General features: G+C 66.2%; 16 protein-coding genes, 1 tRNA gene and 1 pseudogene. 2 read left to right on the top strand and 16 right to left on the bottom strand.

All coding sequences use genetic code 11. The features are described 5' to 3' along the window. The 16 genes from PRN20_RS00090 to PRN20_RS00015 all read right to left on the bottom strand — a co-directional run bounded on the left by PRN20_RS00090 (position 1) and on the right by PRN20_RS00015 (position 12,644). Positions 1 to 1,446, bottom strand: a complete 1,446-nt coding sequence (locus PRN20_RS00090) for a murein hydrolase activator EnvC family protein (protein ID WP_273954843.1) — start codon at positions 1,444 to 1,446, stop codon at positions 1 to 3. A 114-nt stretch (positions 1,447 to 1,560) separates the two neighbouring features. After that, entirely contained in the window at positions 1,561 to 2,358 is a 798-nt protein-coding gene (locus tag PRN20_RS00085) for a glutathione S-transferase family protein (protein WP_273954842.1), read from the bottom strand. A gap of 30 nt (positions 2,359 to 2,388) precedes the next feature. Continuing rightward, positions 2,389 to 2,868, bottom strand: a complete 480-nt coding sequence (gene rlmH / locus PRN20_RS00080; RefSeq protein ID WP_273954841.1) for a 23S rRNA (pseudouridine(1915)-N(3))-methyltransferase RlmH — start codon at positions 2,866 to 2,868, stop codon at positions 2,389 to 2,391. A gap of 21 nt (positions 2,869 to 2,889) precedes the next feature. Further along, the gene (gene rsfS / locus PRN20_RS00075; RefSeq protein ID WP_273954839.1) at positions 2,890 to 3,216 is read right to left on the bottom strand and encodes a ribosome silencing factor; all 327 of its coding nucleotides are present in this window, start codon (positions 3,214 to 3,216) and stop codon (positions 2,890 to 2,892) included. Positions 3,217 to 3,461: 245 nt separating this feature from the next. Continuing rightward, positions 3,462 to 4,085, bottom strand: coding sequence for a nicotinate-nucleotide adenylyltransferase (locus tag PRN20_RS00070; RefSeq protein WP_273954837.1), 624 nt, complete (start codon positions 4,083 to 4,085; stop codon positions 3,462 to 3,464). A gap of 157 nt (positions 4,086 to 4,242) precedes the next feature. After that, complete coding sequence (locus PRN20_RS00065; RefSeq protein WP_273954836.1) at positions 4,243 to 5,538, bottom strand: glutamate-5-semialdehyde dehydrogenase; 1,296 nt, start codon at positions 5,536 to 5,538, stop codon at positions 4,243 to 4,245. After that, positions 5,538 to 6,674 (bottom strand): glutamate 5-kinase, encoded by a 1,137-nt coding sequence (proB, locus tag PRN20_RS00060; protein ID WP_273954834.1) that lies wholly within the window; start codon positions 6,672 to 6,674, stop codon positions 5,538 to 5,540. Before proB ends, PRN20_RS00065 begins: the two co-directional genes overlap by 1 nt. 43 nt (positions 6,675 to 6,717) lie before the next feature. Then, on the bottom strand, positions 6,718 to 7,761 hold the full coding sequence (obgE, locus tag PRN20_RS00055; protein WP_273954833.1) for a GTPase ObgE: 1,044 nt from the start codon (positions 7,759 to 7,761) through the stop codon (positions 6,718 to 6,720). Then, the gene (locus tag PRN20_RS00050) at positions 7,758 to 8,315 is read right to left on the bottom strand and encodes a GNAT family N-acetyltransferase (protein WP_273954832.1); all 558 of its coding nucleotides are present in this window, start codon (positions 8,313 to 8,315) and stop codon (positions 7,758 to 7,760) included. Before PRN20_RS00050 ends, obgE begins: the two co-directional genes overlap by 4 nt. Continuing rightward, entirely contained in the window at positions 8,315 to 8,851 is a 537-nt protein-coding gene (locus PRN20_RS00045; protein ID WP_273954831.1) for a GNAT family N-acetyltransferase, read from the bottom strand. The genes PRN20_RS00050 and PRN20_RS00045 overlap by 1 nt, the downstream gene beginning before the upstream one ends. Continuing rightward, the gene (locus tag PRN20_RS00040; RefSeq protein WP_273954830.1) at positions 8,842 to 9,480 is read right to left on the bottom strand and encodes a GNAT family N-acetyltransferase; all 639 of its coding nucleotides are present in this window, start codon (positions 9,478 to 9,480) and stop codon (positions 8,842 to 8,844) included. The genes PRN20_RS00045 and PRN20_RS00040 overlap by 10 nt, the downstream gene beginning before the upstream one ends. Further along, complete coding sequence (locus PRN20_RS00035) at positions 9,480 to 10,148, bottom strand: Type 1 glutamine amidotransferase-like domain-containing protein (RefSeq protein ID WP_273954829.1); 669 nt, start codon at positions 10,146 to 10,148, stop codon at positions 9,480 to 9,482. The genes PRN20_RS00040 and PRN20_RS00035 overlap by 1 nt, the downstream gene beginning before the upstream one ends. Positions 10,149 to 10,284: 136 nt before the next feature. Beyond that, positions 10,285 to 10,554 (bottom strand): 50S ribosomal protein L27, encoded by a 270-nt coding sequence (gene rpmA / locus PRN20_RS00030; protein WP_273954828.1) that lies wholly within the window; start codon positions 10,552 to 10,554, stop codon positions 10,285 to 10,287. 12 nt (positions 10,555 to 10,566) lie between these two features. Then, on the bottom strand, positions 10,567 to 11,208 hold the full coding sequence (gene rplU, locus PRN20_RS00025; RefSeq protein WP_273954827.1) for a 50S ribosomal protein L21: 642 nt from the start codon (positions 11,206 to 11,208) through the stop codon (positions 10,567 to 10,569). A gap of 229 nt (positions 11,209 to 11,437) precedes the next feature. Next, a complete protein-coding gene (locus PRN20_RS00020) occupies positions 11,438 to 12,184 on the bottom strand; it encodes an MBL fold metallo-hydrolase (protein WP_273954826.1) in 747 nt (248 codons plus the stop codon). A gap of 10 nt (positions 12,185 to 12,194) precedes the next feature. Further along, the gene (locus tag PRN20_RS00015) at positions 12,195 to 12,644 is read right to left on the bottom strand and encodes a gamma-glutamylcyclotransferase family protein (RefSeq protein ID WP_273954824.1); all 450 of its coding nucleotides are present in this window, start codon (positions 12,642 to 12,644) and stop codon (positions 12,195 to 12,197) included. 94 nt (positions 12,645 to 12,738) lie between these two features. On the opposite strand from PRN20_RS00015, the gene PRN20_RS00010 reads away from it, so the two are divergent. Then, a tRNA-Ser gene (locus PRN20_RS00010) sits at positions 12,739 to 12,828 on the top strand. Positions 12,829 to 13,246: 418 nt separating this feature from the next. Next, positions 13,247 to 13,677 (top strand): annotated as a pseudogene (locus tag PRN20_RS00005) (integrase core domain-containing protein); the annotation flags it as partial. Positions 13,678 to 14,043: the final 366 nt, after the last annotated feature.

Genomic DNA, 14,043 nt, shown 5'->3' with positions numbered 1-14,043 from the left:
TCATCCACTTTGGGTTGGAACCGAGACCGTCGCCCACCATCCTGTGGGGTCTACCGGCTCGTTGTTCTTTCGCATTTCAATATAGAGGGTCGGGCGGGAGACTCCAGCACTGGTCGCAACGGTACGGCCAATTGTCTGTGACCCCATGGTGCCGACGGGTTCTCCCATCATCACAAACTGACCGATCTGCACATCGACCTTGGCCAGCCCGGCGAGAAGCATGGTGTAATCCTGGCCAGTATTGAGAATGACGATCTGGCCATAATTAAGGTACTCGCCGGCAAATAGCACCCAGCCATCGGCCGGGGACACCACCTGGGCGTCGGCGCGGGTGACGACCGAGAGGCCGCGCGAGATGCCGCCGAAGCCGTCGCCGGCGCCATAATCGATCACGGTCACGCCGCTCGAGGGCATGGTGAGAAAGCCCCTGGCCTGGGCGAAGGGCACGGCAGGCTCGCTGCGGTCGGTATTGGCGAGGGCGAGGCGCACCGTCTCCTGGTCGAGGGTCGGCGCGGGGCCGCCGGCATTGGCGGTCGCAGTTGCCTCGGCGGCAGCGTTGACGGCGACGGCGCGCTTCTGCAGATCGTCGATCAACTGCTTGAGCGAGGTCGCCTTGTCGGCGAGGGCCTGGGCCTCGGCCTCCTCGGCGGCCAGCGCGATCGTGGCCCGGTTCTCGTTTTCCTTGCGGGCGGCGATCAGGCTCGCGATGCGAAGCTGCTCCTCCTCGAGGATGTGCAGATTGGCTTCGAGCTGCTCCTGCTGCTTGACGGCAGCGGACTTGATCTCGCTGAGCTTGGCGAGGTCGGCCATCACAAGATCGGCCTTGCCCCGCAGCTCGGGCAGGATGGCCGAGATGAGGATGGCCGAGCGGGCGGAGCCGAGGGCGTCGGACGGGTTGACGATCAGGGCCGGCGGCGGGTTGCGCGAGATGCGCTCGAGCGCGGCGAGGACGTTGGAAATGTTGGCATCGGCGCCGTCGAGGCGGCCGCGCACTTCGAGCTCCTGGACGATGAGGTCGCCGAGCTTTTCCTCGAGCACAGCGATGTCGCCCTCGGCGCGCTTGACGCGAGCGGCGGCGGCGATCAGCGCGGCATTCTGCTTGGTGCGATCGCCCTGCATGTCGACGATCTCCTTCTTCAGGGCGTCGGCGCGCTCCTTGGAAATGGAGATCGAGGCCTCGATCTGGTCGAGCGCCTGCTGCTGGGCCGCCATCTCGGGGTCGGCGGGAGCGGCTGGAGCCGTGGAATCGACCGAGGGGCGCAGGTTCAGGTCGGTCGCCGGGGCTAGGGCGGCGGGCGGTTCGCCGGCGGCCGGAGCGGGCGTGGTGACCTCGGGGGCCGGCGCTGCCGGTTCGGTGGACTGCTGGGCGAGGCTCGCGGTGCCGAGCACAAGCGCCAGGAGGGTACCTCCAGCGACAGCATGTCTCGACCAGCCTTTTGCCGGCATCAGATCTTCAGTCCCATCCGAATCATGATTGTGCGACCATAGCGCAGAAGGCCCTTATCCCGACGTTTTGTCTTTTGCGTGGCCTGCTCGTCAGCCGACGAGGCGCCCAGCAGCTCAGCCAGCCGCAACCAGTCCGAGTTCCGCATCAGTCGCGCCGGGACCATACTTGTCCTTGGGCGGCCACGGGCGCACACGCCAGCTCGGCTCGAAGACGAAGCTGGAGAGCGTCCGGCCCATCGGCAGCGCGCCGTTGCCTGCGCCGCGCGCATAGTCATAGTAGGCCTTCACCACTTCCTCGCTGCTCACCTGCTGCGCTGCAGGATGCGCGAGGCAGGCGGCGCGCCAGCGGCGGACCCGTTCATAGCCCTCGGCCGGCAGGTCGAACGCCTCGAAATACTCGAGGAACGAGAAGCGCACGAACATGGGGGTGAAGACGGCCTCCGCCAGCCCGAAGCGGTCGAACAGGAACGTCCCGTCGGGATTGTGGGTCGCAAGAAACGCCTCGATCCGCCGATACTGGGCCAGGACCGCGTCATGCAGCGCCACGCGCCGGGCCGGATCCTGGTTCATCACCAGCCGGTAGCCGCTCGATGTGAAGTCGCCCTCCATGGCGATCAGCATGTTCTCGACGGCCCGCTCGTAGGGCGTCGCCCGGGCAATCGGCGTTTCGGGGAAGATCTCGTCGAAATAGCGGAGGATGACGAGGCTTTCCTTCAGCACCCCGTCCGCAGTTTCGAGGATCGGCAGTGCAGTGCTGCCGCCGCTCAGTTTCAGCAGTTCAGCCGAGCGGGGGCGCGTGATGTCGACGACCGAGAACGTCACCGCGTCCCGCCGTCCTTTCAGGGCCAGCATGATCTCGAGCCGCTGCGAGAAAGGGCAGACGGGAATGTGGTGGACGATCGGCTTCTGCATGCTTGTCTTCACTGACGTTTCGACGAGCCGTCACTCCCGATGGTAGGGGTGGCCCGACAGGATGGTGGTGGTGCGATAGAGCTGCTCGGCCAGCATGATGCGGACCAACTGGTGCGGCCAGGTGAGCGGAGAAAAGCTCAACGTCAGGTCGGCTTCCTGGACGAAGGCAGGATCGAGCCCGTCGGCGCCGCCGATGACGAAGCTGACGGCCGGGCGGCCATCATCGCGCCAGCGGGCGAGCTGGGTGGCGAATGCGGCAGAGCCAATGGTCTTGCCGCGTTCGTCGAGGGCGATGCGGATGCCTTCGGGAAGGGCGGAGCGCAGCGTCGCGCCCTCGTCGGCCTTGCGGCTATCGGCTGTCGCGGCGCGCGACTCGGCGAATTCGAGGATATCGAAGCCGGTGAGCGCAAGCGGTTTGCCGGCCGCCCGGGCGCGGTCGAGATAGCGCGAAACCAGTTCGCGCTCGGGGCCCTGCTTCATCCGGCCGATGGCGGCTATGGCAATGCGCAAGGCGGGACGGCCGCAGGTTGCCTAGCGGCCGTCGGCGGCGAAATCGACCGCCCACATCTTCTCGATGTTGTAGAACTCGCGCACTTCGGGCCGGAAGATATGGACGATGACGTCACCGGCATCGACCAGCACCCAGTCCGCGTGCGGCAGGCCCTCGATCCGCGGCTTGCCGAAGCCATGCTCGCGCAGCGCTTTCACCAGCTGGTCGGCGACTGCACTGACGTGACGGTTCGAGCGGCCGGACGTGACGACCATGTGGTCGGTCAGCGACGACTTGCCGGCGATATCGATGGCGACGGTCTGCTCTGCCTTGGCATCGTCAAGGCTTTTCAGAACCAGATCGATCATGTGGGGTTCCGGGGCAATTTCGGCCGCCGGGGCGGTTTCGGTGTTCTTCCTGGGCTGAGCCATCAAGCGGCCTCAGCCCATGCGACACAAGCATGGGTCATGCGTGTTTCAGCTGTCCTTGGTTGTTGGGTCGAAAGGCTCGCAACTGCGTAGCTATCGGTGCAATCCCATCTTTAGTGGCAAAAATAGCCACTACACTCTCAATATGACGCTTTGCGCCCCGTTCTGCAAGGCGAGCGGTCGATTCAATTTGCCTCGGCAGTGCGGCGGGCGCGGATCGCGCTCGAAGACTGGGGTGAGGTGATGCCGTGGAGATACACCCAGGCGGGGGGCTCGCGCGAGGCCAGCGCCTCGGCTTCGGCTTCGGGCAGGCGGTGCTTCTTGAGTGCGACGGCGGCCTTCGAAACCGTGGCGCGGAAGGTCGAGCCGGGGCGGGCATAGACGGCGATCGGCATCAGCGCCGCGATATCCTGCCAGCGCTCCCAGCGGTCGAACTGGCTCAGATTGTCGGCCCCCATGATCCAGACGAAGCGGGTGTCGGGACAGGCGGCGACGAGCCATTCGAGCGTATCGACGGTGTAGCGGAAATTATGCACGGCCTCGACGCCGGTGGCGTGGATACGGGGGTTGGCGGTGAGCTCGCGGGCCGCGTGGACGCGGGTCTCGAGCGGGGCCAGTTCGTCATGGTCCTTCAGCGGATTGCCCGGGGTGACGAGCAGCCAAACCGCGTCGAGGGCGAGGCGCTTCAGGCACTGCTCGGCGACGAGCCGGTGGCCCTCGTGGATCGGGTTGAAGCTGCCGCCGAAGAGGCCGACGCGCAGGCCGGAGCCGCAGGGGGGGAGGGCGGTTATGTCGGGGGGGAGGGTCATGTGCGCCTGGCATCCCTCGCCGGCCGCGGGGCGCCCCTCACCCCGACCCTCTCCCCAGAGGGGCGAGGGGGCGTTGTTGCACGGGCGGTGGTCCTATCGTCCCCTCGCCCCTCCGGGGAGAGGGCCAGGGTGAGGGGCCTGGCCAAGTGCTCTGGGTTCAAGGCCTTGTCTGTCCGTTGCCTTCGACGAGGTATTTGAACGAGCAGAGCTGCTCGACGCCGACCGGGCCGCGGGCGTGGAACTTGCCGGTGGCGATGCCGATCTCGCCGCCGAAGCCGAATTCGCCGCCGTCGGCGAACTGCGTCGAGGCATTGTGGAGCAGGATGGCGCTGTCGATCTCGTTGAAGAAGCGGGCGACGGAGGCCGGGTCCTCGGAGATGATCGCCTCGGTGTGGTGCGAGGAGTACTTGCCGATATGTGCGATGGCCTCGCCGACATCGGCGACGACCTTCACCGAGAGTATCGCGTCCTCATACTCGGTGCGCCAGTCTTCCTCGGTGGCGGGACGGGCCGCGGGGACCATCGCCATCACGGTTTCATCGCCGCGAATCTCGCAGCCCCTGGCGATCAGGGCGTCGATGACGGGCTTGAGGTGAGTGGCGACCACATCCTTGTGGACGAGCAGCGTCTCGGTGGCGCCGCAGATGCCGGTGCGGCGCATCTTGGCGTTGACGGTGACGGACACGGCCATGTCGAGCGTGGCCGAGCTGTCGATATAGGTGTGGCAGATGCCTTCGAGGTGAGCGAAGACGGGCACGCGCGCCTCTTCCTGGACGCGCGCGACGAGCGTCTTGCCGCCGCGCGGCACGATGACGTCGATGCTGCCACCGAGCCCGCGCAGCATCTCGCCGACGGCGGCGCGGTCGGTGGTGGGGACGATCTGGATCGCATCGGCCGGCAGGCCCGCGGCCCGCAAGCCCTCGACGAGGCAGGCGTGGATGGCGCGGGTCGAGTTCACGCTGTCCGAGCCGCCGCGCAGGATCACCGCATTGCCGGCCTTGAGCGTCAGCGCGCCGGCATCGGCGGTGACGTTCGGGCGGCTCTCGAAGATGACGCCGATGACGCCGAGCGGGGTGGCGACGCGGCGGATGTTGAGACCGTTGGGTCGGGTCCAGTCGGCGAGGACGCGTCCGACCGGATCGGGCAGATCGGCGATGGTGCGCAGGCCCTCGATGATGCCGTCGATGCGCTTGTCGTTGAGCTGCAGACGCTCGAGGAAGGCCTTGGAGATGCCCTTGCCTTCGGCGGCGCGCATGTCGAGCGCGTTGGCCGAGAGGATGTCGTCGCGCCGGCTGTCGAGCGCGTCGGCGGCGGCGTGGAGCGCCCTGGTCTTGGTTGTGGGATCGGCGAAGGCGAGCTTGTCGGCGGCAGCGCGGGCGCGGCGGCCGATCTCGAGCATCATCGCCTCGAGGCTCTGACCCTGCTCGCCGAAGACTGCTTGGATGATTGCCATCAGACTTTGGCCTCCAGGCCCATCAGCACCACCATGTTGTCACGGTGGACCATTTCGGAGCGCGTGCCTATCCCGAGAAGGTCGGATACGGACTTCGAGTTCTTGCCCTTGACGATATCGGCCTTCTCGCGGCCGAGACCGGCAAGGCCGCGGGCGATCTCGCGACCGTCAGGATCGAAGATGGCGACGGCGTCGCCGCGTTCGAAATCGCCGGTGACGCGAGTGACCCCGATCGGCAGCAGGCTGCGGCCATCGAGCAGGGCCCGGGCGGCGCCGGCATCGACGTGGATCGAGCCGAGCAGTTCGAGATGGCCCATGATCCAGCGCTTGCGCGCCTGGGCGCGCGTTTCGACGGGCGCGAACAGGGTGTGACGCACGCCTTCGGTCAGGGCGTGCAGCGGATGCATTTCGGTGCCCTTGGCGATGATCATGGCGGTGCCGGCCTGAGTCGCGATCTTGCCGGCTTCCACCTTGGTGGTCATGCCGCCTCGGCTGAGATGGCTCGCGGCGCCACCGGCCATGGCGTCGATCTCGGGCGTGATCGCTGAGACGAAGGGCATATGCGCGGCGGTGGGATCCTTGGCGGGCGGCGCCGTGTAGAGGCCGTCGACATCGGACAGCAGGATCAGGCAATCGGCCTCGATCATGGTGGCGACACGGGCGCTAAGGCGATCATTGTCGCCATAGCGGATCTCGGCTGTAGCGACGCTGTCGTTCTCGTTGATGATCGGGATGGCGCCGAGCCCGAGGAGGGTCGAGATGGTGGTGCGGGCGTTGAGGAAGTAGCGCCGCTCCTCGGTGATGTTGGGTGTCAGCAGGATCTGGCCGGTGACGATACCGTGCTTGCCGAGCGCATCGGCCCAGGCCTGGCTGAGGGCAATCTGGCCGGCGCTGGCGGCGGCCTGGCTCTGGTCGAGCGGCAGTACCTTGGCGTCGAGCCCGAGCAGGCGCCGGCCGAGTGCGATGGCGCCCGACGAGACGATGACGAGCGAGACGCCGAGCGCCTTGAGTTCGGCAAGGTCCTCCGCGAGGGCCGCGAGCCACTCGGAGCGGAGCTTGCCGGACGTGCCATCAACGAGCAGGGCCGAGCCGATCTTGATGGTGAGGCGCCGGTAGGGCGCGAGGGCGTTGGTCATGCTGCACCGCCGGTGCTTGGGGTGAGGCTACGGACCATCGACATCAGGGTGTCCAGGTCGGCTGGGTCTTGCGGCGTTCGGCTTCATCGCGTTCGGCCTTGTCCGCATCGATCGCGGCCACGACCTTGAACAGCACTTCGCGCACGCCCTCGCCGGTCACGGCGGAACAGGTCAGCACGTCGGTCTTCGAGAGCCGCTTCAGCGTCTTGATCTTGTCCTTGAGCTCGTCGGGATCGATGGCGTCGATCTTGTTGAGGACGACCAGCTCGGGCTTGTCGGCAAGGCCGTCGTCATAGGCCGCAAGCTCGCCGCGGATGGTCTTGTAGGCGGTCTTGATGTCCTCCTGCGTGCCGTCGATGAGGTGCACGAGGATGGAGCAGCGCTCGATGTGGCCAAGGAAGCGGGTGCCGAGGCCGAGGCCGTCGGAGGCGCCCTCGATGAGGCCGGGAATATCGGCGAGGACGAAATCGCGGTCATCCACGGTGACCACGCCCAGATTGGGGTGGAGCGTGGTGAACGGGTAGTCGGCGATCTTGGGCTTTGCCGCCGACACCGCGGCAAGGAAGGTCGACTTGCCGGCGTTGGGCAGGCCGACGAGGCCGGCGTCGGCGATGAGCTTCAGGCGCAGCCAGATCCACTTTTCGGTACCGACGAGGCCCGGGTTGGCGCGGCGCGGCGCCTGGTTGGCGCTGGTCTTGAAGTGGGCGTTGCCGAAGCCGCCATTGCCGCCGGAGAGCAGGACGATCTCCTGGCCGATCTCGGTGAAATCGGCGATCAGGGTCTCGTTGTCTTCCTCGAACACCTGGGTGCCGACCGGCACCTTCATGATGATGTCGTCGCCCTTGGCGCCGTGGCGGTCCTTGCCCATGCCATGGTGGCCGGTGCCGGCCTTGTAGTGCTGCTGAAAGCGGTAGTCGATCAGCGTGTTCAGCCCATCGACGCAGCGGATGATGACATCGCCGCCGCGACCGCCGTTGCCGCCATTGGGGCCGCCGAACTCGAGGAACTTCTCGCGCAGGAAGCTGACCGAGCCGGCACCGCCATTGCCCGAGCGCACAAAGACTTTGGCCTGGTCGAGAAATTTCATTTCGTACTTTCCTGGGCGACCGGCCGATGGGCCAGCCAGGCGGCACGTGTCAGTTCGGTGTCGATATGGCGCACCTCCTCACCGCGCGCAAGGCAAAGCCGCATGGAGGTGCCGATCTCGGCAAAACCCATCTTCTTCTGGATGGCGAGCGAGGCCTTGTTGAAGTGGAAGACGCCGGAGCCGACGCTCATGGCGGCCGTGTTCTCAAAGTACCAGTCTACTGCTGCGCGGACAGCTTCGCTCATCAGGCCGCGGTTCCAGAAGGGCTGGGCCAGCCAGTAGCCGAGCACCGTCCCCTCGATGTCGCGGTGGAAGCCGACATTGCCGATGGCGCCCTCGCCTTCGAGGTCGATCATGAACGCCGTCTCGCTCGCCGGCCGGTCGGGCCGCCAGGTCCTGAGCCAGGCTTTCGCGTCGGAGAGCCGATAGGGATAGGGCACGCGCGCGAGGTTGCCCGAAACGGCAAAGTTGTCGAGGAAGCGGGCGACGCGGGCGGCATCGTCGAGCAGCGGCTGGCGCAGCGTGAGGCGGGGGGTGCGAATAGATACGTCCATCAGTCTCTCCGCAGACTCTTGCGCGCGGTTTCGAAGTCGGCGCGGACCAGGCTCGTGTTGACGTGCTCGACTTCGCGCCGCTGCGAGGCGGCGAAGCGCATGTCGCGAACGCCCGTGTCGACGAAGCCCAGCTTCTTCTGGACGCGCAGCGAAGCCTCGTTGCCAACGTGCGCCCCCGACGGCACTACACTGTGCGGCAGTAGCGCAAAATGCCAGTCGAGCAGCGCCTCGCTGGCCTCGGTCATGTATCCGTGCCCGTGGTGGCGGCGCGCGAGCCAGTAGCCCAGTTCCTTGCCGATCCCGAGGACGCCGATCAATCCGGTGCCGGGGAGGTCGATGGCAAATTGCGCGGCTCCCGGCCGCGCCGGCTGCTGCATCGCAATCCAGTCCGTGGCGTCAGCGTCGGTGTAGGGGTAGGGCACCACCGTGAGATAGCCCGTCACGCCATAGTCGTTGAGCCCCGCGACAATGGCGGGAATGTCGCTTTCGACCTGGGGCCGGAGCAGGAGCCGGCTCGTCCTGATGGTCAGGTCCATTTGGGCTGCTCCAGCTCGAGGAAGGCCACGAGCTTACCGGCATTCTGCCCCACCGGGTCGGGCCCCTCGCCGAGACGCTGGAAACCGGCTTTTCCCAGTACGTTGAGCGAACCCAGATTGGTGACCAGGGCGCGGGCCTTGATCCTGGGGAACAGGCGGGTGGCAAACGCTGCCTCGAGCAGGCCTTTCACGGCCTCGCTCATGATGCCCTTGCCCCAGTAGGGTTCGCCCAGCCAGTAGCCGAGTTCGGGCGGCTGCCCCTCGTGGAAGTGGAAGCCGACCACGCCGATGAACTGCTCATCGAGGGTAATGGCATAGGGACGCTCATCGGGCCGCTGCGCGATGAGTTCGACAAAGGCGATGCCGTCGGCCCGGGTATAGGGGTGGGGCAGGCGGGCCAGAACCTCGTAGATCTTGAGGTTGTCGGCGAGCTTGACCAGTGCGGGCACGTCGCCGCGGATGGGCGCGCGCAGCACGAGGCGGGGCGTCTCGATGCGGTGCGGCAGGGCATCGCGCTGCCGCCGCGCCGCAAGCTGAGCCGTAGCCTCGGCCAGCGCCCTGGCCTGGGCGGCCGGACCCATCAGATGGGACCGGCGCTTGGGGAGAATGTCGTCCTCGATCTCTTTCATCACGCGATCCTCCGCGTCGGATCGACCGAGGACTGCCGGTCCTCGGTCCACACGATCACCTCGCCGTCGCGCAGCGCGCGATAGCGCAGACCGCGGCTGCAGAGGTGGCGGACGGCCCTTTCGGCAGCCGCGCACTCGGGATGGGGTGAGCGATAGTGCGGAACGATGGCATGATCGATGAGTCCCAGGCCATCCCAGACGACCTCGGGATCGTAGCCGGCCGGCACCTCGTCGGGATCATCCATCAGATGGATGCCTTCGAGGCTCGGGGCGGTCACCACCGCTCCGGCCGAGAAACCGCCATAGACGATCTCGTCATTGTCCAGCATGTCGGTAATCACGTCATCGAATCCCGACTGCTTCATGGCACGGCGGAGGACGAACGCATTGCCGCCGAGGACCCAGACGAGGTCGAAGCCCGAAAGGGTGGTTCTCAACCCTTCGGGATTGCCGAAGTAGTCGCGCAGGTCGAGCAGGGTGGACATGAGGCCGAGCGAGGCGAGCTCGGCGGCCGGATCGTAGCCTTCGCGTCGGTAGAGCTGCCGCGCGGCCTCGGGGATATGGTCGAGTGCGTTCTCGACGATTGCGGTGCGCCGGCCGTTTCCCAACAGGGCCAGCAATGAACCGGCGCGGTCGCCGATCCGGTAGGAGCTCAGGTACAGTCTCATTTTCAGCCGCCCTCACGACGAAAAAGACAAAAGGGGAACCGGATTCCGGCTCCCCTTGGGTCTTGTCGCGCGGTCGACTGCCTAGTCGCCTTGCCGGGGAGCGGGTCTCCGGCAGGGGTTGCTAGGCCTCACCGGGTTATTCTGCTGCTTCTGCTGCCGGGAGTACCGACACGTAGACTTTGGCGTTGGCGCGGGTTTTGAACGCCACGGTGCCGGGAATGAGGGCGTAGATGGTATGGTCGATGCCCATACCGACGCCGCTGCCCGGATGCCACTTGGTGCCGCGTTGGCGGATGATGATGTTGCCGCCGATGACGGACTCGCCACCGAACTTCTTGACGCCGAGGCGTCGGCCAGCCGTATCGCGACCGTTGCGGGAGGAACCGCCTGCCTTCTTATGTGCCATCGGTTACTCTCCTTATTCCTTGTCGGCCTTGGGAGCTGCCTTCTTGGCAGCGGCCTTCTTCTCGGTCGCGGGCTTGTCACCAGCGTCGGCAGCGGCCTTCTTGGGCGCTGCCTTCTTGGCGGGAGCCTTGGTCTCGGTCGCGTCAGCAGCCGGAGCCGCCTTCTTGGCCGAGGCCTTCTTCGGCGCGGCGGCCTTGAGCGCAGCGGCGGTAGCCGACGGCTTGCCGGCGGCCTTGGCGTGCTTCGCCTCGATCACGCTGGCGGTCTCGGCGGCGGCGGCGGCGCGCTTTTCGGCGCGGGCCTTGGCGATCTCGTCGACCTTCGTGGTCGGCTTGGCGCCACCCACGAGGATTTCGGTGATGCGCACGGTCGACAGACGCTGACGATGGCCGTTGCGGCGATCGTAGTGCTGGCGGCGCTCCTTCTTCAGGATGATGACGGTGCGCTCTTTTTCCGTGGCGATGAACTGGCCTGCGACCAGGGCACCTTCCACGAGGGGCGCGCCAACGGTGACATTGTCGCCGTCGCCAACCATGAGGATCTGGTCGAAGGTGACCACATCGCCGGGCTGAGCGTCGATCTTCTCGATCTTCACCACATCATTGGCGGCAACCTTGTATTGCTTGCCGCCGGTCTTGATCACTGCAAACGTCATTCGCGTGCCGGGTTTCCCCGGCCTCCGTGTTGTCGCGCCCTGTGGCGCCGCAGGCGATGCCTGATCCTGCGGACTTCGAGATACGGCCGACTTGTGTCGGCGGCGGCCTCGGACAGCGGTTGAATAAACCAAAAATGCGCGCAGCAGACGCCGCACGCAATTCGAGCGGCCTTATCGATGCAAACGGACCACGAGTCAAGGCCGGAAGGACGATCCGGAGGGGCCGGGGTCAGGCCGGATACCACTCGGCGAGCCGGACCTCGGCGGCGTTGCCGATCAGTTCGACCACCTTGTCCAGTTTGCCGCCCTGGTAGTGGTAGGGATAGACCACCGCCGGTTTGAAGGCGGTGACTGCGGCGGCCAGCTGCTCGGCGCTCATCGTGTAGGGCAGGTTCATGGGCAGGAAGGCCACGTCGATGGCCTCGAGCGCCCGCATCTCCGCAGTGTCCTCGGTGTCGCCGGCGACATAGATGCGCTTGCCGCCGATGTTGAGCACGTAGCCGTTCCCGACGCCTGGCGGGTGGTAGCGCTGGCGCGCCTCGGTCGTGTTGTAGGCGGCGATCACATCGACCGGGATGCCGGCGAACTCGGCGCTCGCGCCATTCGCAACCGCCGTCGCCCGCTCCTTGAGCGCTGCGGGGAGGCGAGCGAACACTTCCTCGGAGGTGAGGATCGGCGCCGTGTCGCCGGCGACGGCATTGAGCGTCGCCATGTCGAAATGGTCGCCATGGGCATGGGTGATGAAGATGGCCGTGGGGGGAGGCAGGCCCTCGAAGGGCGCGGGTCCACCGGCCGGATCGAAATAGAGGGCGCTATCGCCGATGGTCAGGACGAGGCTCGCGTGCCGCACGGGGATGATGGAGAGATCGCCGGCCGAGGTGGTGAGCACATTGGGCTCTGCCGCGAAGGCGGGGCGGATCGTGCCGAGGATGGGCAGACCGGCAAGGCCAAGCAGGACGTCGCGTCGTTTCAGCATCGAAAACTCCTCAATGGGGGCGGATGGCAATCAGGCGCAGGCGTAGATCGGCGGCCGTCGCCGCCTCGGCATCGAGAACACGAGGCTTGTGCTCGGCCTGCCAGCGGGCGAGCGACCAGTCCTCCCCCGTATCGGCGACGGTGATCACGGGGAGATAGGCGTCGGCCTCGAACAGCTCCTCCTCGACCATCGCCGCTACGGTACCGCGCCGGTACTCCTCACCCTCGAAGGCATCGAGCAGGTCGCGTTCGAAGGGTGTGAGGTCGGTGAGCAGCAGTCCCTCCGCTGCTGCGCCGGGCACGCGGATCAGCGCAGGGTAGATGCGACCGGGGTAGTGCACGGCGCGGAATCCCGGCGCGCGCGCCACATGCACCTTCTCGCCCCGCAGCGGCCGGTCGAGTATCCCGGCGAGCAGATCGGGATCGCGCAGTGTACCGTAGACGAAGAGGGGCAGGTGCATGAGAAAGGGCGCCAAAGACTGTTGCAGCAGCACAATTGCTATGCCATAAGCCCGCCCGTCTCGACCAGCCGCGGCAACGCGAGCTCGACCTCGCGGAGAGGTGGCAGAGTGGTCGAATGCACCGCACTCGAAATGCGGCGTGGGGGCAACTCCACCGGGGGTTCGAATCCCTCCCTCTCCGCCACTTCCTGTCTTTAGTCACTGGCAAGACGGAAATCCCAGGTACTGCGGAACTCTCGTAACGCCTGCGCATGACCTCTCCGCTACATCAGGAAAAGAACGAGATCTGGCGGTGCCGGCAAGTGCTCCGGAAGGATTGCCGGGAGATCCTTGGCAAGACCGAGTTCAAGGAGGGCTTGGGCACCAAGGATGACGCGTTGGCACGCCTTCGGACCAGCGAACGCGATCCACACTGGCGAGGGTCTCCATAAGCTGCGGCAGGCCGCGACCGCCGAGTATAGGTTTGGCCACAGCGACGCATTTTGCTCTGGCTGGGGACTCGTGCGCCGCCCGATGCCGCCGTTCTCGTCGGCTTCCTCCTCAAGAGGAACGACGAGACGTCCATGCGCTGAATCAGCTCCTCGCCGCTTTGACGGCCGGCGCTTCCGGTGGTCGACGACTGTACCCGTGAGTGCCTGACGGCTCGTCGCCGATACGCAGATGTCTGGCCTGAGGGTCGCCCGCGGGCTAGAGACGCTCGTGGCCGACTCGGAATGATCGTCTCTGGCAACGGCACCGAGTTCACCGCGAGCGCCATCCTGGGCATCGCGGACAGGCAGCGGATCGACCGGCGCCATCGCTCCGGCAATCCGATCCAGAACGCATTCATCGAGAGCTTCAACGGGCGACTACGGATGCGGTGCTCAGCGAGACACTCTTCCCCTCGCGCCCGCAGGCGAGGACGGAGTGGCGAGTGGCGGCCGACCACGACCTCAACCGACCGCGCTACCGGCTCGGTTGGCTGACGCCTGGCGAATGCGCCGACACCTTCAAACCCGCGACGGACCTGGCGCTGCGTTCCTCCTTGCCAGCCCTCGTCGCCCGCCCCGGCCAAATCGACCAAAAACCAACGCGAGTCTCCGTCACGTTCGATGGAGTTTTGGGGCAACTTCAAACGCGCAGCAAACTTTCTGACAATCTCGTCGGCGGAGGTGTTGACAGACAGAAATGTCTCGCATACAACCCGCCACGTTGACGACGCCGAGCACTTGCTGCTCCCACTGTTCAGCGCTCACTGAAAGGGCAGATTTGCTGCCGGGCAACCGGGACCAGATCATTGTCCTCGAAATTCGGAAGCTGTGCTTCCACCGACGCCGCCGTCGCGAGACGTATCCGGGGTCAGCTCTTTGACATTGTGAAGATTGAAGAAAGAGAAACGTGGACGGCGAGGTTCTTGCGG

The organism is Devosia sp. ZB163, from assembly GCF_028613635.1.
GTDB lineage: Bacteria > Pseudomonadota > Alphaproteobacteria > Rhizobiales > Devosiaceae > Devosia_A.
This window is presented reverse-complemented; position numbering and strand designations above follow the sequence as displayed.